This window comes from Vreelandella sp. 2A-K22 (assembly GCF_054065485.1).
Window position 1 is genome coordinate 36580 of record NZ_JBSUGC010000001.1, and the last position, 22009, is coordinate 58588.

The 22009-nt window shown below is 51.5% G+C and carries 20 protein-coding genes; 12 read left to right on the forward strand and 8 right to left on the reverse strand.

Annotated features, from left to right (window positions below; translation table 11 throughout):
* The first annotated feature begins 83 nt into the window (after positions 1–83).
* The 3 genes from glyQ to gmhB all read left to right on the forward strand — a co-directional run bounded on the left by glyQ (position 84) and on the right by gmhB (position 3837).
* On the forward strand, positions 84–1055 hold the full coding sequence (gene glyQ, locus ACW17M_RS00185) for a glycine--tRNA ligase subunit alpha (protein ID WP_022521024.1): 972 nt from the start codon (positions 84–86) through the stop codon (positions 1053–1055).
* Positions 1055–3121, forward strand: a complete 2067-nt coding sequence (glyS, locus tag ACW17M_RS00190; RefSeq protein ID WP_027958491.1) for a glycine--tRNA ligase subunit beta — start codon at positions 1055–1057, stop codon at positions 3119–3121. Before glyQ ends, glyS begins: the two co-directional genes overlap by 1 nt.
* 167 nt (positions 3122–3288) lie before the next feature.
* On the forward strand, positions 3289–3837 hold the full coding sequence (gmhB, locus tag ACW17M_RS00195; RefSeq protein ID WP_022521026.1) for a D-glycero-beta-D-manno-heptose 1,7-bisphosphate 7-phosphatase: 549 nt from the start codon (positions 3289–3291) through the stop codon (positions 3835–3837).
* A gap of 256 nt (positions 3838–4093) precedes the next feature.
* On the opposite strand, the gene gyrB is transcribed toward gmhB, so the two are convergent.
* The 4 genes from gyrB to dnaA all read right to left on the reverse strand — a co-directional run bounded on the left by gyrB (position 4094) and on the right by dnaA (position 10431).
* Entirely contained in the window at positions 4094–6514 is a 2421-nt protein-coding gene (gene gyrB / locus ACW17M_RS00200) for a DNA topoisomerase (ATP-hydrolyzing) subunit B (RefSeq protein ID WP_009286362.1), read from the reverse strand.
* 57 nt (positions 6515–6571) lie between these two features.
* Entirely contained in the window at positions 6572–7675 is a 1104-nt protein-coding gene (recF, locus tag ACW17M_RS00205) for a DNA replication/repair protein RecF (protein WP_009286361.1), read from the reverse strand.
* A gap of 125 nt (positions 7676–7800) precedes the next feature.
* Positions 7801–8904: a DNA polymerase III subunit beta gene (dnaN, locus tag ACW17M_RS00210; protein ID WP_022521028.1), complete on the reverse strand. Its 1104-nt coding sequence runs from the start codon at positions 8902–8904 to the stop codon at positions 7801–7803.
* A 60-nt stretch (positions 8905–8964) separates the two neighbouring features.
* A complete protein-coding gene (dnaA, locus tag ACW17M_RS00215) occupies positions 8965–10431 on the reverse strand; it encodes a chromosomal replication initiator protein DnaA (protein WP_022521029.1) in 1467 nt (488 codons plus the stop codon).
* A gap of 533 nt (positions 10432–10964) precedes the next feature.
* Here dnaA and rpmH point away from each other — a divergent pair.
* The 4 genes from rpmH (at position 10965) to mnmE (ending at position 14821) form a co-directional block, all read left to right on the forward strand.
* Positions 10965–11099: a 50S ribosomal protein L34 gene (gene rpmH / locus ACW17M_RS00220; protein ID WP_008959105.1), complete on the forward strand. Its 135-nt coding sequence runs from the start codon at positions 10965–10967 to the stop codon at positions 11097–11099.
* A gap of 7 nt (positions 11100–11106) precedes the next feature.
* Positions 11107–11505 (forward strand): ribonuclease P protein component, encoded by a 399-nt coding sequence (gene rnpA, locus ACW17M_RS00225; RefSeq protein ID WP_027958493.1) that lies wholly within the window; start codon positions 11107–11109, stop codon positions 11503–11505.
* Positions 11506–11626: 121 nt separating this feature from the next.
* Positions 11627–13315 carry a membrane protein insertase YidC gene (gene yidC, locus ACW17M_RS00230; protein WP_009286358.1) on the forward strand — a complete coding sequence of 563 codons (1689 nt, stop codon included), beginning with the start codon at positions 11627–11629 and terminating at the stop codon, positions 13313–13315.
* A gap of 135 nt (positions 13316–13450) precedes the next feature.
* Positions 13451–14821, forward strand: a complete 1371-nt coding sequence (mnmE, locus tag ACW17M_RS00235; RefSeq protein WP_457546702.1) for a tRNA uridine-5-carboxymethylaminomethyl(34) synthesis GTPase MnmE — start codon at positions 13451–13453, stop codon at positions 14819–14821.
* An 18-nt stretch (positions 14822–14839) separates the two neighbouring features.
* Here mnmE and ACW17M_RS00240 read toward each other — a convergent pair whose 3' ends face one another.
* From ACW17M_RS00240 to rdgB, 4 genes are all read right to left on the reverse strand, one after another.
* Positions 14840–15685: a 23S rRNA (adenine(2030)-N(6))-methyltransferase RlmJ gene (locus tag ACW17M_RS00240; protein WP_009286356.1), complete on the reverse strand. Its 846-nt coding sequence runs from the start codon at positions 15683–15685 to the stop codon at positions 14840–14842.
* A gap of 87 nt (positions 15686–15772) precedes the next feature.
* Positions 15773–16447: an OmpA family protein gene (locus ACW17M_RS00245; protein WP_022521033.1), complete on the reverse strand. Its 675-nt coding sequence runs from the start codon at positions 16445–16447 to the stop codon at positions 15773–15775.
* 79 nt (positions 16448–16526) lie between these two features.
* Positions 16527–17711, reverse strand: a complete 1185-nt coding sequence (hemW, locus tag ACW17M_RS00250) for a radical SAM family heme chaperone HemW (protein ID WP_457546703.1) — start codon at positions 17709–17711, stop codon at positions 16527–16529.
* Positions 17704–18312, reverse strand: a complete 609-nt coding sequence (rdgB, locus tag ACW17M_RS00255) for an RdgB/HAM1 family non-canonical purine NTP pyrophosphatase (protein ID WP_009286354.1) — start codon at positions 18310–18312, stop codon at positions 17704–17706. Before rdgB ends, hemW begins: the two co-directional genes overlap by 8 nt.
* Before the next feature lie 281 nt (positions 18313–18593).
* Here rdgB and ACW17M_RS00260 point away from each other — a divergent pair, with 281 nt between their 5' ends.
* The 5 genes from ACW17M_RS00260 (at position 18594) to ACW17M_RS00280 (ending at position 21953) form a co-directional block, all read left to right on the forward strand.
* Complete coding sequence (locus tag ACW17M_RS00260) at positions 18594–19286, forward strand: response regulator transcription factor (protein ID WP_027958498.1); 693 nt, start codon at positions 18594–18596, stop codon at positions 19284–19286.
* A 24-nt stretch (positions 19287–19310) separates the two neighbouring features.
* Positions 19311–19832, forward strand: coding sequence for a CsgE family curli-type amyloid fiber assembly protein (locus tag ACW17M_RS00265; protein ID WP_039857848.1), 522 nt, complete (start codon positions 19311–19313; stop codon positions 19830–19832).
* A complete protein-coding gene (locus ACW17M_RS00270; protein WP_051051829.1) occupies positions 19832–20245 on the forward strand; it encodes a curli assembly protein CsgF in 414 nt (137 codons plus the stop codon). The genes ACW17M_RS00265 and ACW17M_RS00270 overlap by 1 nt, the downstream gene beginning before the upstream one ends.
* 70 nt (positions 20246–20315) lie before the next feature.
* Positions 20316–21146, forward strand: a complete 831-nt coding sequence (locus ACW17M_RS00275; protein WP_009286353.1) for a CsgG/HfaB family protein — start codon at positions 20316–20318, stop codon at positions 21144–21146.
* A 255-nt stretch (positions 21147–21401) separates the two neighbouring features.
* Positions 21402–21953 (forward strand): hypothetical protein, encoded by a 552-nt coding sequence (locus tag ACW17M_RS00280; RefSeq protein WP_051051827.1) that lies wholly within the window; start codon positions 21402–21404, stop codon positions 21951–21953.
* Positions 21954–22009 lie beyond the last annotated feature (56 nt).

Here is a 22009-nt window from a genome sequence, read left to right on the forward strand (position 1 = left end):
GTTGGCATACGTGCCTATAACCCATCTGCCTAGGATTGTATACTTGACGCCTTATGAATTCATGGCCAACGGTGCTTTCCGCGATGAGTGTCTCGACAAACCAATCGACACCCGATGTGTCGACCTTTCAAGGCTTGATCCTTGCTCTGCAGCAGTACTGGGCAGAACAGGGTTGTGTCATCCTTCAGCCGCTCGATATGGAAGTCGGCGCGGGCACCTTCCACCCCGCTACCTTCCTGCGGGCGATTGGTCCCGAAACCTGGAATGCTGCCTATGTACAGCCTTCCCGCCGCCCTACTGACGGCCGCTATGGCGAGAACCCTAACCGCCTTCAGCACTACTACCAATTCCAGGTGGTGATGAAGCCATCGCCAAGCAACTTGCAGGATCTCTACCTGGGCTCACTCAAACGCCTGGGTCTTGATCCGCTGGTTCACGATGTGCGCTTTGTCGAAGATAACTGGGAATCTCCTACTTTGGGCGCCTGGGGCCTGGGCTGGGAAATCTGGTTAAACGGCATGGAAGTGACCCAGTTTACCTACTTTCAGCAGGCCGGTGGCATCGAATGCTATCCGGTCACCGGCGAACTGACCTATGGGCTTGAGCGCATCGCCATGTACCTGCAGGACGTCGACAGTGTGTATGACCTCGTCTGGGCCATTGCCCCCGATGGCAGCAAAGTGACTTATGGCGATGTCTATCTGCAAAACGAGCGCGAACAGTCCGCCTACAATTTCGAACATGCCGATGTCGATCAGCTATTTGCTAACTTTGACCATCAGGAAAAAGAGTGCAGCAAGCTGCTCGCTGCCAGCCTGCCGCTGCCGGCCTACGAACAAGTCCTGAAGGCATCACACACGTTCAACCTATTAGATGCCCGTCACGCTATCTCGGTCACCGAGCGTCAGCGCTTTATCCTGCGCGTTCGCACTATGGCCCGGGATGTCGCCACTGCTTACTTTGAGTCGCGTAAGGCCGAAGGTTTCCCCATGGCGCCAGAAATACTTCGCCGCGAACTGTTACAAGAGCTACTCGCCGATCAGGGAGAGGACTAATGGCTGTTAATACGCTTTTACTAGAACTCGGCGCAGAAGAGCTGCCGCCCACGGCCCTGGACGCTCTTTCCGATGCGTTCGCCGCGAGCATCGAGAAAGGCCTGCAAGAAGCCGATGTTCCCTTCACCAACGTTACCGCTTTTGCGACACCACGGCGTTTAGCGGTACAGGTGCATGAACTGGCCGACAAACAGCCTGATCGTGACGTTGAGCGCCGTGGCCCAGCGCTGGCGGCTGCCTTTAAGGATGGCGTTGCCACTAAAGCCGCGGAAGGCTTTGCCCGCTCTTGCGGTGTAAGCGTCGACGAGCTGATTCATTTAGAAACCGATAAAGGTACTTGGTTAGGTTTTCGTGAGCAGCAGCAGGGAGAATCTATTCAAGCGCTGCTGCCTGAGATTATCCGCAAATCAATCAGCACCCTCCCTGTGCCTAAAAACATGCGCTGGGGCGCTTCACGGGTTGAGTTTTCCCGTCCCGTTCATTGGCTGGTAGCCATTTACGGTAGCGACGTAGTGGCCGCCGAGGCACTTGGCCTAGAGGCTAGCTGCACGACCTACGGTCACCGCTTCCACGCCCCTGATGCCATTCAGTTGGCGCACGCTGATGAGTATGTGGCTACGCTGGAAAATGCCTATGTACTGGTGGATCGTGAGCAACGCCGCGAGCGCATCCGCGAACAGGTATTAGCAGAGGCCGAAGTGCAGGAGGCCAATGCGGTTATCGACGAAGAGCTTCTGGTAGAAGTGAGCGGCTTGGTGGAATGGCCAGTCGCCCTTACCGGGAGCTTTGATGAGCGCTTTCTGGAAGTGCCCGCCGAGTGCTTGATCTCTTCGATGAAGGCTAACCAGAAATATTTTCACCTGTTGGACGACGCTGGCAAGCTGAAACCGCTATTTATCACCATTGCCAATATCGACAGCGCTGACCCCGACCAGGTCATTGCCGGTAACGAGAAAGTCATTCGTCCGCGCTTAGCCGATGCAGCGTTTTTCTACGACACCGATCGCAAGTACACATTAGCGTCACGCATCCCACAGTTAGAGAGCGTGGTATTCCAGCAGCAGCTAGGCACCCTGGCGGATAAAGCTCGCCGCAGTTCGGTTATTGCGACATTTATTGCCGAACGTATCAATGGCGACGTGGCTCACGCTCAGCGCGCCGTGGCACTCGCCAAGTGCGACCTTGTGACGGAGATGGTGCTCGAATTCCCTGAACTTCAGGGCATTATGGGACGCTACTATGCGCAGCAAGATGGCGAACCCGCGGAGGTTGCCCAAGCCCTTGAAGAGCAATACCTGCCCCGCTTTGCTACTGATGCGATTCCCCAAAGTGCTACAGGCAAGGCATTAGCCCTGGCGGATCGACTGGATACCCTGGTAGGCATCTTCGGGATAGGCCAACGCCCAACCGGTGCGAAAGATCCTTTCGCTTTACGTCGTGCTTCGATTGGCGTGCTTAACATTCTGGTCAAAGGCGAGCTGGATCTTGACCTGCGCGAGCTGCTTACGGTTGCCTCTGAGCAGCACCAGGGCCTCCCCAAAGCTGACGGGCTGGTTGAGGACGTGCTGACGTACATGTTGGATCGCTTCCGCGCCTGGGGCCAGGATGAAGGCATCAGCGCAGAAATGTACCTTGCTGTTCGTGCGCGCCCAGTCACAAACCCGCTCGACTTCGCTCGCCGCCTGCGCGCTGTGAAGGCCTTTGCCCAGCGTGACGAAGCCACAGCGCTGGCGGCGGCTAACAAGCGCGTTTCGAATATTTTAAGCAAGCAGGAGCATGACGGCAGCACACAGGTCGATCAACACTTGCTGCAGGAAGATGCCGAGCGGGCACTGTTCGACGCTGTGACAGGTAGCCAAGCACAGGTGGCACCCCTATTTGCTGCGGGTGACTACCAGCGTGCACTCGACGCACTTGCCACACTGCGAGATCCAGTGGATGCCTTCTTTGACCAAGTAATGGTGATGGCGGATGACCCGGCTATTCAGCGTAATCGGTTAGCGCTTCTTGCAAGCCTTCAAGCGCTGTTTTTAGAAGTCGCCGATATTTCGCTGCTCCCTCAGTAGTCGTCGACTAATGGATCGCAAATCCAAGCCCAGCCCTAACGGCTGGGCTTTTTTTATTGTTTGGGGAGTACGTGTTTCACGTGAAACATCTTTGTTAGATCGGGGTAAAATAGTCTTAAATCTCGCGGACAGAAAGTATCGCCGACAACCGTACCAATAGGATCACTATGCTAAGTGCCGATAACCTTGTCATCCTGGATCGAGACGGCGTCATCAACCATGACTCTGATAACTACATCAAATCTCTCGAGGAGTGGGTACCCTACCCCTCTTCAATCACTGCCATTGCCCGCCTCACCCGCGCGGGATACACCGTTGCCGTCGCAACGAATCAATCCGGGATTGCCCGAGGCTATTATGATGAAGCAACCCTCCATACGATGCATGAACACTTAATTTCGTTAGTAGAAGCGGAAGGCGGGCATATTGCTCATATTGCTTACTGCCCCCATGGACCAAATGATAATTGCCAATGCCGTAAACCATTGCCAGGAATGCTAATACAGATCCAGCAGATCCTGGGACTAGAAAGTTTAACGGGAAGCTGGATGGTCGGTGATAGCCTTCGCGATCTCCAGGCGGGCGAAGCCGTAGGTTGCGAAACAGCGCTGGTCAGAACTGGAAAGGGAAGTAAAACGGAGCAAGCAGGCGCTGGTCTTGAAAAGAGCAATATCTTCGATGATTTAGCGCAATTTGTTGAATGGCTCATTAAATAACTAAGCGACACCGAGCTGGTAGTCATGATCGCTCTGCGTTGCATGAGTAACTGTTGCATGAGAAATTTGGCTGAAACTAACTACCCTCTTCTGCTTCTGCTACACGTATCCTGATCCTGCCAATCTATCTATGAATAAAAAAAGCGTCGCTATAAAATTCATAGCGACGCCTATCATAGTGGCATTAAACCATACTGAGGCTAAGGATCGTTAAAGCAGTGTTTCACGTGAAACATCTTAACGAATGCAATCCACCTTACACGTCTAAATTTGCCACCAACGCGTTGGTCTCAATAAAGTCACGGCGCGGTTCTACATCGTCACCCATCAAGGTGTTGAACATCATATCGGCACCAACGGCATCTTCGATCGTCACCCGCAGCATGCGGCGGCTATCGGGATCCATGGTGGTGTCCCAGAGCTGATCCGGGTTCATTTCACCCAAGCCTTTATAGCGCTGTACAGACAACCCGCGCTGGCCCTCTTGCATTAGCCACGCCAGTACTTCCGAGAAGTGCGATACCGGCTTCTGCCGCTCGCCACGGGCAATAAAGGCGCCCTCTTCCAGGAAGCCATCCAGGGTTTCGCCCAGCTCAGCGATACCGCGATAGTCGGCGCTTTCAAAGAAGTCGAGGCCCCACCTATACTCAGTCGTCACACCGTGAGCAACCAGCGAGACGGTAGGTAGGAAAAGCCCGCGCTCAGAATCTTCGTGGAGATGGAAGTGGTAACGGGGCCCGCCTTCATAGGCAACCATGTCATCCATGATCTTCTGGAGTTCATCAATCCAGTTCTGCATGGTCACACGATCTTTCAGGCTCTCCTCACCTTTCAGTGCCGAAGCATGAACGATTTGCTTAAGTACTTCATTAGGATAAACCCGCGACAAGCGATCAATTCGCTTCATCACGTTGCGGTACTGGTTCACTAACGCTTCAAGCTGTGAGCCGGAAATACCCGGTGCATTAGCGTTAACATGCAGGCCGGCCCCGTCCAAGGCCGTGGTGGTTAAATAATCCACCATCGCCTGTTCATCTTTCAGGTAAAGCTCTTGCTTGCCGCGCTTAATTTTATAAAGTGGTGGTTGAGCGATGAAGATATGACCACGCTCAATCAACTCCGGCATCTGACGGAAGAAGAACGTCAACAGCAGCGTACGAATGTGCGATCCATCGACATCGGCATCGGTCATGATAATAACCGAGTGGTAACGCAACTTATCGGGGTTAAACTCTTCACGGCCAATGCCGCAACCCAGGGCAGTGATAAGCGTGCCCACTTCTGCAGAGGAGAGCATTTTGTCGAAACGTGCTTTTTCCACGTTCAGAATTTTACCCTTGAGCGGCAAGATAGCCTGTGTACGGCGGTCACGGCCCTGTTTGGCACTGCCACCTGCCGAGTCACCCTCCACCAAGTAAAGCTCTGACTGACTGGGGTCTTTTTCTTGGCAATCCGCCAACTTGCCAGGTAAACCGGCAATATCCAGCGCGCCTTTGCGGCGGGTCATATCCCGCGCTTTGCGTGCCGCCTCACGTGCACGCGCGGCATCCAGCATCTTATTGACGATCGCCTTGGCTTCGTTAGGCTTTTCAACAAGATACTCGGAAAAGAGACGGCTCATTTCCTGCTCAACCGCTGTCTTCACTTCGCTGGAGACTAGCTTATCTTTTGTTTGAGACGAAAACTTAGGATCCGGGACTTTAACTGAAATAATAGCTGTTAGCCCCTCACGAGCATCATCGCCCGTGGTATTCACCTTGGCTTTTTTCAGCAGGTTTTCAGCTTCAATATAGTTATTGAGCGTACGGGTAAGCCCTGCCCGGAACCCCGCCAAGTGCGCCCCGCCGTCTCGCTGCGGAATATTATTGGTGTAGCAGAAAATATTTTCAGTGAAGGCTTCGCTCCACTGCATGGCTACCTCTACTTCAACGCCGTCATCACGAACAGCGTTAAAGTGGAATACCGGATTAATCACACTCTTATTGGTATTGAGGTGATCAACAAAGGCTCTCAAGCCACCTTCGTAGTGAAACAGCTCCTCTTTGCCGCTGCGCTCATCCAGTAAACGGATAGCCACACCAGAGTTCAAGAAGGATAGTTCGCGAAGTCGTTTGGCTAAAATATCAAAATGAAACTCGATATTGCCAAAGGTTTCTGGCGATGGGCGGAAGTGAACCCGGGTACCGCTTTTTTCGGTTTTGCCCACAACGCCCAATGGTGCTTGAGGAACACCGTGACGGTACATTTGTTCGAACACTTCACCCTGACGCCAAATCGTTAAGCGCAGCTCAGCGGAAAGCGCATTGACAACAGAAACACCGACGCCGTGCAACCCACCGGAAACCTTGTAGGAGTTATCGTCGAATTTACCGCCTGCGTGCAGAACCGTCATAATAACTTCTGCAGCGGAAACACCTTCCCCTTCATGAAGCTCGGTAGGTACGCCACGGCCGTTATCACTCACGGTGACCGACTCATCCGGGTGGATGACAACGCGAATTTCACTGCAATGCCCAGCCAACGCCTCGTCGATGGAGTTATCCACCAATTCGAAGACCATGTGGTGGAGCCCAGTACCGTCGTCGGTGTCACCAATATACATACCTGGCCGCTTACGCACCGCGTCCAGCCCCTTGAGCACCTTGATGCTTGATGAATCGTAAGCCTGCTCGCTCATTGACCACTCCGTTGTGAAGTCTGTCTCATCCTGTATCGTCCTACCCTTCTTCCTGCGCTAGCTGACTTTCTCTAAACCACTAAACCCCTCCTTGCAATGTTTCACGTGAAACATATTTACGGGGGTATCAGTTCGCCAGGCATTCTTCAATGCAGAAGGTTCGACACTGGTAATAAATGCTTGGCACTGCATATCTTCGAGTAAACCACAAAACTGGTAACGGTTTTGCTCGTCAAGTTCTGCGGGCAAATCATCGATAAGATAAATACAGTGCCGCTGTGCTGTTCTTTCCAGAAACCGCCCTTGGGCAAGCTTTAATGCACTCACCACTAACTTTTGCTGGCCTCTGGAAAGCACTTCTACAGCAGGCTGTTTGTTTATCCTGATACGTAAGTCAGCGCGCTGCGGACCTTGCTGAGTAAACCCCATCTGCTGATCAGTTGGCCGACTATCGTGTAACACAGTCGCAAGAGTTCGCTCTTTATCCCAACCTCTGGCGTAGTGAAGCGACAATCCCGGCAAGGGAAGCAACACCTTAAGTGTCTCTTCAAAGACAGGCAAAAAGTCACTAAACCAAGCACGGCGTAACGAGTCCATCTGTTCACCCCAAAGGGCTAGTTCATGCTCCCACACCGCCATTTCCTGAGGTAGTATTCTACCACGCCTGAGCAGTGCATTCCGATGTTTCAACGCACGCCGGGTGCGCTTCCAGATTGCTAAAAAGTCATGTTTCACGTGAAACACGCCCCAGTCGAGAAACTCACGACGTCCGGCTGGAGAACCTTCAAGCAATCGAAAAGCATCTGGGTTAATTAATTGAAGCGGCATAGCCTCTACCAGTTCCGCCAACCGAGCGTTTTTATCTCCCTTTAAACGAAGCTCCAGCTCCCGCTGAGCTCTTAAACGACGCACACCAAGGGTAACCTCAGGCTCACCACTTAAACGCCCGTACAGCGTCATATACGGCTCATCTGTTTGGATCGCGTTTTTTAACTGGCGAGTACGAAAAGAGCGGCCCATGCCAAGAATATGTACCCCCTCCAACAGACTGGTTTTACCGCTGCCATTAGCACCGCTAATGACGTTGATATGCGAAGAGGGCGTCATCTCAACCGGTCTGAGATTGCGCAAAGCGTGGAAATTAAGCAGTGTCAGGCTCATCCTATTATCACCACTTAAAATATCCTCGAAAAAAGGGAGTATTCCAACGCGTTAGCGGCGCTTCTGCTACCAGAAGCGCCGCTAACGTAGCTTGCTTACGTATTGCTGTTACCCGCCCAAAGCGTTTACAGGCGCATCGGCATAACGACATAAAGCGCATCACCGCCGCCGGGCTCTTCCAGCAGCGCGCTACTATTGGGATCGGCCAGGGTAATCTGCACGCGATCTTCATTTAGCACTGTTAGTACATCAACTAAATAGCCGACGTTAAAACCAACTTCCATTGCCCCGCCGTTATACTCAACGGCGATATTCTCCTCCGCTTCCTCCTGCTCGGGGTTGTTGGCCATTACCTTAAGGTTGTTCTCTTCAAGATAAAGGCGCACACCACGGTACTTCTCATTAGAGAGGATAGCAGTACGTGAAAGTACTTGGCGAAGCTCCGCACGCTCGGCAATCAATACTTTATCGCCATTGCGCGGCACGACACGCTCATAGTCAGGAAATTTACCGTCGATTAACTTGGAGGTGAAGGTAAAGTCGCCTGTATGAGCACGCACATGGCTGGAGCCAAGCGTTAAGCTGACAGGCTCATCGCTATCGTCTAGCAAGCGCGACAGCTCTAAAATCCCCTTCCGGGGCACAATCAACTTTTGAGACTGGCTCACAGAGACCTCGATTGGCCGCGAGCACATCGCCAAACGGTGCCCGTCAGTAGCGACCGTGCGAAGCAAATTGCTTTGAATTTCCAGCAGCATACCGTTGAGGTAGTACCGCACATCCTGCTGCGCCATGGCAAACGAGGTCGCTTCTATCAGGTGCTTTAGGGTACCGCGGGGTACGCTAATCTCCTGGCTGCCGTCCGCATCTTCGATATTGGGGAATTCAGCGACCGGGAGCGTCGACAACGTAAAACGTGAACGGCCACTGCGTAGTACCGCGCGGCCCTCTTCAACGGCGAGCTGAATGTCGGACTGATCGGGCAATGATTTACAGATATCCATCAGCTTACGCGCTGGCACTGTCGCGGAGCCCGCCTGATCGACCTGGCTTGCCACCGTGCGGCCCACGAGCTCGACTTCTAAGTCAGTACCGGTGAGCGACACCTGGTCACCCTCTACCTGAATCAGCACATTAGACAGTACTGGCAGCGTTTGACGGCGCTCAACAACACCAGCGACCAGAGTCAGCGGACGTAGCAGCGCCTCTCGGGAAATCGAAAATTTCATCAATACTCCGGTTCTATATCCTGAAAGACCTGCGTATAACAGGCCCGTCCCATGGAATGATTAACTGGTCAACAGGCGCAGTAAATTCTTGTAATCCTCACGAATATCCGCGCTCTCTTCCTGCAATGATTTCACTTTTCGGCAAGCGTGCAACACCGTTGTGTGGTCACGCCCGCCAAAGGCATCGCCAATCTCAGGTAAGCTGTGATTGGTGAGCTCTTTAGCAAGCGCCATCGCCACCTGACGAGGGCGGGCAACTGAGCGTGAACGGCGCTTCGAAAGCAGATCCGCCACCTTAATCTTGTAATATTCGGCGACCGTACGCTGAATATTATCTACCCCTACCTGCTTATCCTGAAGCGCTAACAGATCTTTCAGAGACTCACGAATAAAGTCTTGGGTAATCGTTTTACCCATAAAGTGCGAATCAGCAATGACTTTTTTCAGCGCACCTTCCAATTCGCGCACGTTGGAACGAATTTTTTGCGCAATGAAGAAAGCCGCATCGTGAGGCAAATCGACCTTAGCCTGGTCGGCCTTTTTCATCAAGATGGCCACACGGGTTTCAAGCTCAGGCGGCTCTATCGCGACCGTAAGCCCCCAACCAAAACGTGATTTAAGGCGCTCCTCTACCCCACTGATCTCTTTAGGATAGCGATCAGAGGTCAGGATCATTTGCTGACCACCTTCTAATAACGCATTGAAGGTATGAAAAAACTCTTCTTGAGAGCGCTCTTTTCCAGCAAAAAACTGAATGTCATCAATAAGTAACGCATCAACACTGCGATAAAAACGCTTAAAATCATTAATCGCATTAAGCTGGAGCGCTTTAACCATATCGGCGACAAACCGCTCTGAGTGCAGGTATACCACCCGGGCGTTTTCACGCCGGGTTGCCAATGCGTTCCCCACTGCATGCATTAAGTGGGTTTTACCCAAGCCTACGCCGCCGTATAAAAACAAGGGGTTATAAGCGCCACCAGGGTTTTCAGACACCTGGCGGGAGGCAGCACGAGCCAACTGGTTAGACTTACCTTCCACGAACGTATCGAAAGTAAAATTCGGATTGAGCCCGCTGCCATGTTTCAGACTGCCTTCTACCTGTACCTGACGTTCATTATTACGCCGACTCGGCGCTTCATCGCGCAGCCTATCGATTTCACGCTCATCAGCAATATCGCCGCGTGGCGGCGTATGTACCGCTGGCGATGCTGGCCGCGACGGCGAAGCCGATACAGGATTACCTAAATCACGATGCTGAGGGGCCTGGGCTGCCAAACGGCGACTACCCACCGTCAGGCTGACCTTTGGCGGCTTGGCCGGTGCGAGTTCACGCATCAGCTCACTAATCCGCTTGGCATACTTATCGCTCACCCAATCGCGCACAAAACGATTCGGCGCCAATAAGCGCAGCTCGTTGGACTCTCCTTCTTCTGCCTGCAGCGGGCGTATCCAGGTATTGAACTGCTGTGAATTCAGCTCATCCTGCAGGTTGTCCAGGCACTGTTGCCAAAGCGTCAGTGACACTCATCTCACCATCGGTTGAAAACGGCCGACCATTGTAGCGCCCAAAGCCTCGGTTATCCACACGGGTTTAGCCCTCAATATTGGCCTGTGGACAACTAGCGATGAGCCCATGGGAAAACCTTGTGGAGGGACGGGGATAATCGTTAAATACGTGTCTTACACACGGGTTAATCACATCTCGCCAACACCTTGTAGACGGCTTATACGGGACTTACACACAGATTTTTTATTGTTATAGGCAATTGAAAAATATCGTTTAAAACCACTTATCCACAAATAGTATCCCCACTATTAATAACAACAGGTTTAGAACTACCTATTAGTAATAATAGTGACTTTATTAATGGCTACTCTTTCCGTATCAAGCACGCTGGTTGAGGCGTGATAACGCTTTTATGCAAGGAAAAATTGCACCCAGCAGAGGAAGTCTCTACAATTTCCGGTCTTGAATTGAATCTCCCCGGCTAGTTCCTCACTGGACCGGGCTTTTTGGAATTCACTTTCCGTCCTAAACCACGTGGGAATAACGAGTTATGAAACGCACTTTTCAACCTAGCGTTCTCAAGCGCAAGCGCGCGCATGGCTTCCGTGCTCGTATGGCAACCAAAAACGGTCGCGCCGTCCTCGCACGTCGCCGTGCCAAGGGCCGCAAGCGTCTGAGCGCCTGATCTCAGATTGCGTGTACCGCAGCAAGGCTTTCCCCGGCAATTACGGTTACTAAATGCTGGGGACTTTAGTCACGTGTTTGAGCAAGCCGACCTGAAAGTGCATGGCAAAGGTATGATGGCGTTAGTTCGCTTTAGTACTCGGGGACACCCCCGCCTTGGACTGGTGGTCAGCAAAAAAAATGTTAAGCGCGCCGTAGATCGCAACCGTTTCAAGCGTCTGGTTCGAGAATCCGTTCGCCTTCGTCAAGATCACCTACCCTCTGTGGATATAGTGGTACTTGCGCGACGTGGCGTTCAGGATCTCGATAACGACACCTTGCATCGCCAGTTACACGGCATGTGGAAACGACTACAGCGTGACGCACAGGCGGTGATCGCAGCACCAACGCCTAAGCGTGACACGTGACCTTTGGTGCACCCCTCGCCGCTCGACCTCGGCCTGCCAACTGGCAGGCTTTCGTGTGTCAAGAGTCGAGTAAATGACACTGCGCCATTAGCATGTTCACCACCCAGCGGGCAGAACCCTCATGGACGTAAAACGACTTTTATTACTGATTCCACTAGCCGTACTCGCTTACTTGCTAGTCGTCCAGTGGAATCAGGATTACGGGCAGCCGAATTACGATTCAGTGCCTGAAACGACGCAACGCAGCAATTCCACGTCTCCTAGCAATGCTGAAGATGGAGAAAGCGGCTTAGCGGTGCCGAGCACGTCTTCACAGCAAAGTGCGGTAGGTGAAGGTATTCCTGATACCGAAAGCGAGACATCAAGCCGCGACTTCATTGCCGTGACCACCGATGTTCTGGATGTGCGTATTGATCCACACGGTGGCGATATTGTTTATGCCGCGTTACCGCAGCACAAACTCTCTCTGGATTCAGACCGTAACTATGTGCTGTTATCCGATAACAGCAGCCGTAGTTACGTGGCTCGCTCAGGCCTGCAGCTCGATGGCCAAGCCAGCCGTATCGCGTTCACGCCTGAAAACTCGGAGTATCGTTTAGGCGATAACGATGACGAGCTAAGCGTTGATCTAACCGCTGATGTTAACGGCGTTGAGGTCATTAAGCGGCTTACCTTTGAGCGCGGCAGCTATGCGGTCAACGTCAACTACTACCTGGCCAATAACACCGACGCACCGGTTAGTGCGCGCTTTATTGGTCAGTTGGCACGCGACAATAGCCCTGACCCATCAAGCGGTGTCTCCATGGGTATGAAATCCTACTTAGGGGCCGCTTACTCAACGCCAGATGCACGCTACGAGAAGATCGACTTTGAGGATATTCAAAGCCATAACTTCGAAAACCGTGAAGCACAGGGCGGCTGGATAGCCATTATTCAGCACTACTTTGTGTCGGCATGGGCGCCTCAGCAGGATCAGCAAAACCTTTTCTACGTCACCACCGACTCCAGTAATCGTAACGTCGTAGCCTTTGCTGGCCCCACCAGCACTGTGGCCGCCGATAGTGAAACCACTCTAGGCGCCACTCTGTACGTCGGGCCAAAAGTGCAGGACTATCTGGAACAAGTCGCTCCCAACCTGCAATTAACCGTAGATTATGGCTGGTTATGGTTTATTGCTAACCCCCTCTTCTGGCTGCTGGATCATATCCACGAGGTAGTCGGTAACTGGGGTTGGTCGATTGTCCTGTTGACCATACTGGTTAAGACAGTGCTGTTCCCGCTTTCAGCCAAAGCTTACAAATCCATGGGTAGGATGCGTAAACTCGGCCCGGAAATGCAGCGCCTGAAAGAGATGTATGGCGACGACCGGCAGAAAATGTCGCAAGAGATGATGAAGTTCTACCAGAAGGAGAAGATTAATCCGCTGGGGGGCTGTCTACCTATTGTGATTCAGATGCCTGTCTTCATCGCTCTCTACTGGATGTTGCTGGAGTCGGTTGAACTGCGGCATGCGCCGTTTATCTTCTGGATTCAGGATCTATCGGTGAAGGATCCGTACTTCATTCTGCCGATTCTGATGGGCATTTCGATGTTCGTTCAGCAAATGTTGAACCCGACACCTCCGGATCCTATGCAGGCGAAGATCATGAAGATGCTACCCATCATCTTTACTTTCTTCTTCCTGTGGTTCCCGGCCGGTCTGGTTATTTACTGGGTGGTCAACAACATCATTTCGGTGGCGCAGCAGTACTACATCACGCGCAAAATCGAAAATGATCCGAGTATCGGCAAAGGCATGAAAACCAAATAGACTGCCTTTGTCATCGCCCTTCAGACCCCCGCCCCGAGCGGGGGTCTGGCGTTTTAAGGTCGACAAATCCAAACTATGTAGATCGATGCTAGACCGATCAAATGCTACTTCTGCCAATTGACTAAGAGATTCACCATGGCCGAACGCCTCTATACGCCTGACACCATTGCGGCGCTGGCAACTCCCCCAGGACGCGGCGGCGTGGGTATTATCCGCGTCTCCGGGCCCACCTGCCGCGAAATCGCTCAAGCCATGGTTGGGCATTGCCCTGCCCCGCGATACGCTCACTACGGCCCATTCCAAGGCGCAGAAGGGAGCATTGATGAAGGCATCGCCCTGTTCTTCAACGGCCCCCATTCGTTTACCGGTGAAGACGTACTGGAACTCCAGGGACACGGCGGCCCGATTATTATGGATATGCTGCTGGAGCGCTGTGTGGTCTTGGGTGCCCGCCTGGCGCGGCCGGGAGAGTTTTCCGAACGGGCATTTTTGAACGATAAGCTCGATCTGGCTCAGGCGGAAGCGATTGCCGATCTCATCGATGCCACCTCACGCTCGGCGGCAGAAAACGCTGTACGCTCGCTCCAGGGTGAGTTCTCGAAGCGCGTTTCTGCGCTGGTGGAGCGCTTGATCGAACTGCGCGTTTACGTTGAAGCGGCGATCGACTTCCCCGAAGAGGAGATCGACTTTCTTGCCGACGGTCACGTTGCCCAGCACTTAAGCAGCGTCCAGCAAGCGCTGAGCGACGTACGCCAGGCGGCAGGCCAAGGTGCACTGCTGCGAGAAGGAATGAGCGTGGTCATTGCCGGGCGACCCAATGCGGGGAAGTCGAGCCTGCTAAATGCGCTGACCGAACAAGATACCGCCATTGTGACGGATATCGCGGGCACGACCCGGGACGTGCTCCGTGAGCACATTCATATTGATGGTATGCCCCTACATATCATCGACACCGCTGGATTGCGCGATACGCCTGATGCGGTGGAGAAAATTGGTGTCGCACGTGCCTGGGCCGAAATAGAGAAAGCCGACCGAGTGCTGCTACTCGTTGATGCCAGCACCACTACTTCAACCGACCCCATGGCCATCTGGCCGGAGTTTGTCGCTCGCCTGCCCGACCAGAGCCGCTTAACCCTGGTGCGTAATAAAATCGATACCAGTGCCGAGCCGGCGGGCATTGATTTATCCACAACCATACCCATTGTGCGCCTATCGGCGAAAACCGGTACGGGTGTGGATAACTTGAAAGCGCATCTGAAGGATGTGATGGGTTTTGCCGCCACCACCGAGGGTCGCTTCTCCGCCCGCCGAAGGCACCTGGACGCCCTAGATCGCGCCATGGCAGCCCTTGATACCGGCCGTGCTCAGTTGGATGGATATGGCGCAGGGGAACTGCTGGCGGAAGATTTGCGCGACGCCCAACAAGCCTTAGGCGAGATCACTGGCGAATTCAGCGCCGATGATTTATTGGGCGAAATTTTTGGCAGTTTTTGTATCGGCAAATAGGGTTACTTTTTTCGACAACTACTCTCCCACCCACCAATCCGCCTGATAGCGGCTATCAGCGCCGAGCAGCGGGGTAATTTCTGCCATCGCTGCTGCCAGGCGTTTATCCAACCCCCAGGGCGGATTGATCACCAGCATACCGCTACCGAACATGCCGTGAGCCTGCTCGCCAGGTTCGCGCAGCAGCAGCTCGCTGCGCCATATCTTGCGTATTCCACTGGCCTGCAGCACGTCCAGCAGCATTTGGTGATGCCCGGCAGGCAGCAGCGGGTACCAGATCATCATCACCGCATGGCGAGCCTTTTCCAGGGCCTGGATAGCAGTGTCAGCGACCTCCTGGTACTCCACCTTGCGCTCAAAGCTTGGGTCAATCAGCACGCATACCCTGGGTGTTGCTACCGGCAGCATCGCTCTAAGCCCTGCCAGCCCGTCGCCATACACGCGCTTGACCTGCGCAGGGAGCGCCTGGCCATTCAAGTGCTGGTGTTCGCCCGGGTGCAGCTCAAACAGGCACAGACGATCGTGCTCGCGCAGCGGCTGGCTCAGCCACCAGGGCGAGCCTGGGTAGAGGGTCAATTCATTATGATCTGGCTGCGCCCCAACAATAGCGTTTAACCAGCTTCCCAGCAGCGCGTCGGTTAGCTGTTCACGCTTCTGCCACAGTGGCCAGATGCCCTCACGGTACTCTTGGAGTCGCTGGGTCTCTTTGGTGGCTAGTGGATAAAGCCCTCTACCGGCATGTGTATCTATATATGTAATAGGTGTTTTTTTACGTAATAGGTAATCAGTGACGGCGTAAAGCGTCAGATGCTTGTGTACATCGGCAAAATTACCGGCGTGGTAAGCGTGTTGGTAGGACAGCATGGTAGCTCGTAAACAGGTGAACGAAAAAAGCCCGCTATAGGAGCATAGCGGGCTTTGAGCGGCAATGCGCAGCTTTAAGAGGCTTACTTAGCCCTGGCCGTTACCGGTAGGCGTCAAGGTAATTTCTACCCGACGGTTTTGAGCACGGCCCTGCTCATTGTCGTTGCTGGCGACTGGCTGAGTAGCACCGTAACCAGAAGTATTCAGGCGCATGGATGAAACGCCGTTCTGAGACAAGTAGCTGGCGACGGCTTGGGCACGGCGCTCAGATAGACGCTGGTTATAGCTCGCGTCACCGGTACTATCGGTGTGGCCAGCGATACTAACGCGGGTATCCTGGTACTGAGAAAGTACGTTAGCAACTTCATTGAGTGAGCCACGCGCTTCACTAGTCAGCTCAGCAGAGTCAAAGCCAAAGGTAACGCCGCTGGGCATATTGAGCACGATATCGTCGCCACGGCGATCGATTTCAATGCGTGACCCCTGTAGGTTGTCACGTAGCTGCTGCTCTTGGCGATCCATATAGACACCAATACCAGCGCCCGCTGCTGCGCCTACGGCAGCACCAATTAGTGCACGGTCACGGCGGCTGGTGCTGCCATCGCCAGACAGAGCGCCTGCAGCGGCCCCCACGGCGGCACCAATCCCGGTGCCCATAGCGGTGCTAGAGCGCTGCGTTTGGCCACCGTAAGGATCCGATGTAGCGCAACCGGCCAGTAGAATAGCAGCCGCCAACGGTGTCAGTAGTCGAGAAATACGCATCACTCACTCCTTGTAAGTCGTCAAGCTTGATGGTTCAAGTCTGTTATTTCAGAAAAAAAGAATTTTTGTAGATTGCTGGTCAATCATCGCTGATCAAAGCTAGCAACTCATTCAAGAATAATAGACCTTGAGGTGATGCACGCAGTTTTTCGGGCATTTGCATCAAAAGTCCTTTTTTCTCGGCGGATTGTAAACGCTCCAGTAACATAGCATTTGGCTGCCCGGTATTAGTTCTCCATGTCTCAAGTGACACTCCGTCGGTGAGCCGTAAAGCGTTCATGGCAAACTCCAACGGTAGCTCATCCGTTTTTATCAGCTGTTTACCGGCTATAAAGCCACGCAGGTCATCTACGCGCTTTAGATAGGCATCTGGCTGGCGAGTTTTCCAGCGCCGTTCAATGAGCCACTCCCCATTTGGGTCAATACGGCTAAGCTTGCCATGGGCACCAGCGCCAATCCCAAGATAGTCACCAAACTGCCAGTAATTAAGGTTATGGCGACTCTGGTGACCGGCACTAGCGTAAGCCGAGATCTCGTAGCGCTTGAAGCCCGCCAGCTCCAGGAGCTGATGCCCTTTATCCTGAATATCCCAAAGCGCCTCTTCCTCTGGCAATACCGGGGGGTGGGAGTGAAAGGCGGTATTCGGCTCAAGGGTCAACTGATACCAAGAGAGATGTTCAGGTGCCAATGCCAGCGCTTGGGTAATATCATCCATCGCCAATTGAGGCGTTTGATCAGGCAAACCGTGCATAAGGTCAATATTAATGTTGGTAAAGCCTGCTTGGCGCGCCTGTGCTACCGCAGTAATCGCTTCATCACCGCTATGAATTCGCCCCAGCGCATGCAGTTGATCAGGCTGAAAACTTTGAATACCCAGCGAAAGACGGTTAATGCCTGCTTTCCGGTAACCAATGAAACGCTCTTGCTCCGTGGTACCTGGATTAGCCTCTAAGGTAATTTCTATCTCTTTAGAGAAGGGTAAACGGATCCGGATCTCTTTCAGTAATCGTTCATAAAATGCGGGGGACAGCAGGCTGGGAGTCCCACCGCCTATAAAGATGGTTTTAATTTCTCGACCAGCCGCCAGGTCAAGATCACTATCCAGGTCTTGTAACAGCGCATCTAGATAGGCGGCTTCAGGTAAATCCCGCGGAGTAAAACCGTGTGTGCCCGGCTCATGAGAATTGAAATCACAGTACGGACATTTACGGACACACCATGGCGTGTGGATATAGAGAGAGAGTGGCGGCAACGTATCAGCCATGCGCCACCTTCAGTAACTCCACCAACCCCTGCAATGCGCGACCACGATGGCTAAGGCGATTTTTACTTTCGCTGGGCAGCTCGGCGACGCTCATACCCTGATCAGGTAACCAGAAAAGCGGATCATAGCCAAATCCCTCCTTCCCTCGGGGATGAGCAAGAATTTCGCCTTCCCAACTCCGTTGCACAATGACCGGCACCGGATCCTTCGGATGGCGCAAATAAACCAGCACACACCAGTAACGTCCACTTCTCTGCCCTTCCGCACAGTCACTTAATGCGGCTAACAACGTTTGGTTATTTTTCTCGTCGCTTCTCGGCTCACCGCCATACCGAGCGGAATAGATACCGGGCGCACCATTGAGTGCGTCTACTTCAAGCCCAGAATCGTCAGCTAATGCAGGTAATCCACTGATGAGACTCGCTTCACGCGCTTTTAACAGTGCATTTTCGACGAAGGTTAGCCCCGTCTCTTCCACATCCGTGACGCCAAAATCCGCCTGGGGGCGAACATCGAACCCCAAAGGTGAAAGTAACTGACTGAATTCTCTTAATTTTCCTGTATTGCCACTGGCAAGTACAAGGGTATTGACGGCGGCCATGGTATGTACTCCTAACAGTAGAACTGCAGTTTACGCGCTCACTGCTGGTATCAAAAGCCATCAAAATGTTACATAACGTATCTAATGATTAGGTAATTAATTTATTGCTTAATTAATAATAAACATTTGTTAAATAACAATATTTTCCATATTAATGAAAATATTGAAGAGATGAAAAATATTTTTACCATATATTTAATAACAAAACTTTACGAAACGTATCTTATGGTCAACACTTCAGTGGTTACCTGCTCACTCTTTCTTTCCACGAGGGCCACCCAATGTCGCAGGAAAAGTCTACCGGAACGGTGTATGTCGTTACCGAAAAAAGTCCCCAGGTTCAGTTGTTCGCTGAGTACTTGAACAAACACACCGGCTGTCAAATTAGTATCCATTCTCCTCATACAGCGTTACCTATTTCCGCATCGGGCAACTTGCTGATTCTCATTGACAGCGATCATATTGGCATTGATGCACTGCCAGAGTGGCAAGATAAGTTACCCGACACGTTAACTAAAACTCCCCTAGCGGCCTTCAATATTCATGATATGGATCACGCCCTTGAAGCACTTTCGTGCGCTCAGTTAAAAGGCGTTTTTTATCGCAATGAAAGCCTTGAGGTAATTTGTAAAGGCATCCACTCGCTGCTTGAAGGGGAGCTGTGGATGTCACGAGATTTAATGGCGCGTTTAATTCTGTTTTATCGCAAATACCAAAGTAATGCTTTCCGCCCAGCCTGCGGACTCACTAACCGGGAAATGGAAATTATTTCCCTACTTAGTGCTGGCTCTTCTAATCAACAAATTGCCGAAAAGCTGTTTGTTAGCGAACACACCGTTAAGTCACACCTATACAACATTTTTCGCAAAATTAACGTTCACAACCGCATTCAAGCGCTCAACTGGATTCATCAGAACCTGGGCCCGATTCTGCCCAATATTGAGACCGCACGCAGTCTTCAACGACATCGTTAGCGCTAATGCGCAAGGGTAACTGTCATGCCATCAATACGCCGTTTGAGCATCGGCTCTTTAACCATAGCGATGTGGATCATGTCGTCTTTAGTACTGGCCAACGAGCCAGTTCCTTCGGACGAAGCGTTGCCCGCTAACGAACAAGCGGCCATCGACGCGATTAATCAGCTCTCAAGCCCTGATGGGCCTGAAGTGCGCGGCAACGCTAACGGGGGAAGTGAGCTGACTGGCGTCATGGTAGACCGCACGATCACCATGGCCGGTAAAACCTTTTATCGTGCCTTTAGCCAACGGGCGATGGATAACCTGATTATTGGCAATGCCACCATCACCATTAAAGAGCGCCCAGATGCCCGATGGGGTAGCCAAATATGGGTAATGGAAGGCAATCGTATGTATTTCCGCACACAGCTCTCCCCAAGAATAAATGAAGCCGATAGGGCGGCTGGGGAAGCCGTGCAGACCGTCGAAAGAGCACTGATTGAACGGCAAATATCCGCAGCGGTATCTTCCGACCAAGACTTGGGGAAAGAGGAGTTATTCTAATGAAATCTATAAAAAATGGCTTAGTCGTAACCGGGTTGTCCGCTTTACTATGCGCAACATCCCAGGCTGGGGATTTAATCTACAAGCCACTTAATCCATCCTTTGGGGGCGACCCCTTTGTGGGCAGCTATTTGCTAGGGAAAGCGCAGGCGCAAGATACAAATAAAGATCCAAATACACGCAATTTTCAAAGCCTATCTTCAACTGAACGCTTGTTACAAAATTTGGAAAGTAGACTTATTTCCCAGCTAATTTCTGACGTCAGTCGTGGAGAGGTCAGTGAAGGAAGTTTTGATAGTGATGAGTTTGGGGTAGTGGTGAGTGATAATAGTGGGCAACTCGTCGTACGCGTTGTTGATAAAATAACTGGTGACGTTACAGAAATCAGTGTGGGTGGCCTATTCAATCCTTAAAAAATAGTTAAACAACAATTCCAAAGAAATTAAAAAAGACAAACCCAACCTGTTTCATCAGGGGAACACCATGAAAATTATTGTATCTATCATACTAGCCAGTTTACTCACTGGCTGTGCAGGTATGGTCGCGACGTCTGAAAACTTGGAAGGTGCACAACCAACTCTCACTCCAAGAGGCGCCACTTACCAAGATCTGGTCTCTTTACCGCCACCGGCAGGGCGCATTTTTGTTTCAGTTTATGACTTTCGTGATCAAACTGGCCAATATCGCCCAGCCCCCGCAAGCACGTTCTCGACCGCTGTTACCCAAGGTGCCGCAGCAATGCTGACCGGTGCATTGGCGGATTCTGGTTGGTTTATACCGCTTGAGCGTGTGGGGTTACAAAACCTGCTTACCGAGAGACGCATTATCCGCGCCGAATTCGAACGCTTTGGTCAGCCCGATACACTTCCGTCGCTGCGTGCTGCCTCAGTGATGTTGGAAGGAGGTATTATCGCTTATGAATCCAACGTACGCACAGGGGGAGCTGGCGCTGAATATTTCGGTATTGGCGCCTCAGGTCAATACCAAGTTGATCAGGTAACGGTCAATTTACGTGCGGTTGAAATATCCACCGGGGAAGTCTTGGCTAACGTAACCACTACAAAAACAATTTACTCTAAAGAGATGCGAGCAGGAGTTTATCGTTTTATCGATTTTCGTCGTCTACTCGAGGCTGAGGTAGGCCTTACCACGAATGAGCCTGTTCAGTTAGCGGTCATGTCAGCGATTGAATCTTCCGTAATTCACCTCATCGCAAGAGGTATTGAAAACCAACTTTGGAATTTAGCACCGGATACAAATATTCAAAATACTATTTTAAGTGAATATCTTAACGCCTCCATACCAATGCTTTAAACGTACTTTTATAAAACACTAAAAAAGCATTAGCGATATTGACTATAGCTGCTCATTGAGCAGCTTTTTTTATTCAAAAGCTACTGGCATTAGAAAAATGGTAAATCAAAAACCACAAACCTAAACAATTATTAAATATAAATTACTACAATAACAAACTAAGTCTTAATAAAAAATATGATAGAAATTATCTCAAATTAGTCCAAACTCAACCCATGAAACAAAAAGATACAATTAGTTTCAAAGGGACAATGTATGCAACTTTCAGACAGCTACAAAATTACAAAATGTAAAGCCAATAAGAACTGGCACTACTCTCTTGTAGCAGCCGTTCTTATGATAGTGGCAATTACTACAGCCGAAGCTAACGATAAATTTTCAACAAATTTAGTAGAAAGTTCACGAGTTTATCAATATGCAGCTCAAGTGGATAACTCAGTATTAGCAGGAAATGTTAGCATTATTCAACAACAAGGTTATAACAACCAAGCTAATGTAACCCAATCACGCTCTTCAAGTTATCAATTCGCAAACTTTTCACATATTAATCAACTTGGCAATAATAACCAAGCCAATATTACGCAAAGTAGTGGTGACAATGTTGGCGTGATTTGGCAAGTGGGTAACGACAACGCTGCCAATATTTCCCAACAAGGAAACAATTTATCCTTTAGGGCTGATATTCATCAATTAGGTATTAGCGGAGATATATCAATTTCACAATCGGGCAGTGGCCAACGCAGCATTAGCGTCGAACAACAAAGTTACTCGGGCAATGCACGACCGGTCGCTATCGATACCTACTGAGTCGCATTTAGCTTCTCAGTAACAACCAGCGCAAGACGATCAAACCAAGGGGAAAC

Bases quoted from the DNA above. Each gene is read 5' to 3' on its own strand.
- rpmH (WP_008959105.1), top strand. From the start codon at position 10,965: ATGAAACGCACTTTTCAACCTAGCGTTCTCAAGCGCAAGCGCGCGCAT.
- glyQ (WP_022521024.1), top strand. From the start codon at position 84: ATGAGTGTCTCGACAAACCAATCGACACCCGATGTGTCGACCTTTCAA.
- gyrB (WP_009286362.1), bottom strand. From the start codon at position 6,514: ATGAGCGAGCAGGCTTACGATTCATCAAGCATCAAGGTGCTCAAGGGG.
- ACW17M_RS00240 (WP_009286356.1), bottom strand. From the start codon at position 15,685: ATGCTGTCCTACCAACACGCTTACCACGCCGGTAATTTTGCCGATGTA.
- ACW17M_RS00245 (WP_022521033.1), bottom strand. From the start codon at position 16,447: ATGCGTATTTCTCGACTACTGACACCGTTGGCGGCTGCTATTCTACTG.
- ACW17M_RS00270 (WP_051051829.1), top strand. From the start codon at position 19,832: ATGAAATCTATAAAAAATGGCTTAGTCGTAACCGGGTTGTCCGCTTTA.
- ACW17M_RS00265 (WP_039857848.1), top strand. From the start codon at position 19,311: ATGCCATCAATACGCCGTTTGAGCATCGGCTCTTTAACCATAGCGATG.
- ACW17M_RS00260 (WP_027958498.1), top strand. From the start codon at position 18,594: ATGTCGCAGGAAAAGTCTACCGGAACGGTGTATGTCGTTACCGAAAAA.
- recF (WP_009286361.1), bottom strand. From the start codon at position 7,675: ATGAGCCTGACACTGCTTAATTTCCACGCTTTGCGCAATCTCAGACCG.
- dnaN (WP_022521028.1), bottom strand. From the start codon at position 8,904: ATGAAATTTTCGATTTCCCGAGAGGCGCTGCTACGTCCGCTGACTCTG.
- rdgB (WP_009286354.1), bottom strand. From the start codon at position 18,312: ATGGCCGCCGTCAATACCCTTGTACTTGCCAGTGGCAATACAGGAAAA.
- hemW (WP_457546703.1), bottom strand. From the start codon at position 17,711: ATGGCTGATACGTTGCCGCCACTCTCTCTCTATATCCACACGCCATGG.
- mnmE (WP_457546702.1), top strand. From the start codon at position 13,451: ATGGCCGAACGCCTCTATACGCCTGACACCATTGCGGCGCTGGCAACT.
- ACW17M_RS00280 (WP_051051827.1), top strand. From the start codon at position 21,402: ATGCAACTTTCAGACAGCTACAAAATTACAAAATGTAAAGCCAATAAG.
- gmhB (WP_022521026.1), top strand. From the start codon at position 3,289: ATGCTAAGTGCCGATAACCTTGTCATCCTGGATCGAGACGGCGTCATC.
- glyS (WP_027958491.1), top strand. From the start codon at position 1,055: ATGGCTGTTAATACGCTTTTACTAGAACTCGGCGCAGAAGAGCTGCCG.
- ACW17M_RS00275 (WP_009286353.1), top strand. From the start codon at position 20,316: ATGAAAATTATTGTATCTATCATACTAGCCAGTTTACTCACTGGCTGT.
- yidC (WP_009286358.1), top strand. From the start codon at position 11,627: ATGGACGTAAAACGACTTTTATTACTGATTCCACTAGCCGTACTCGCT.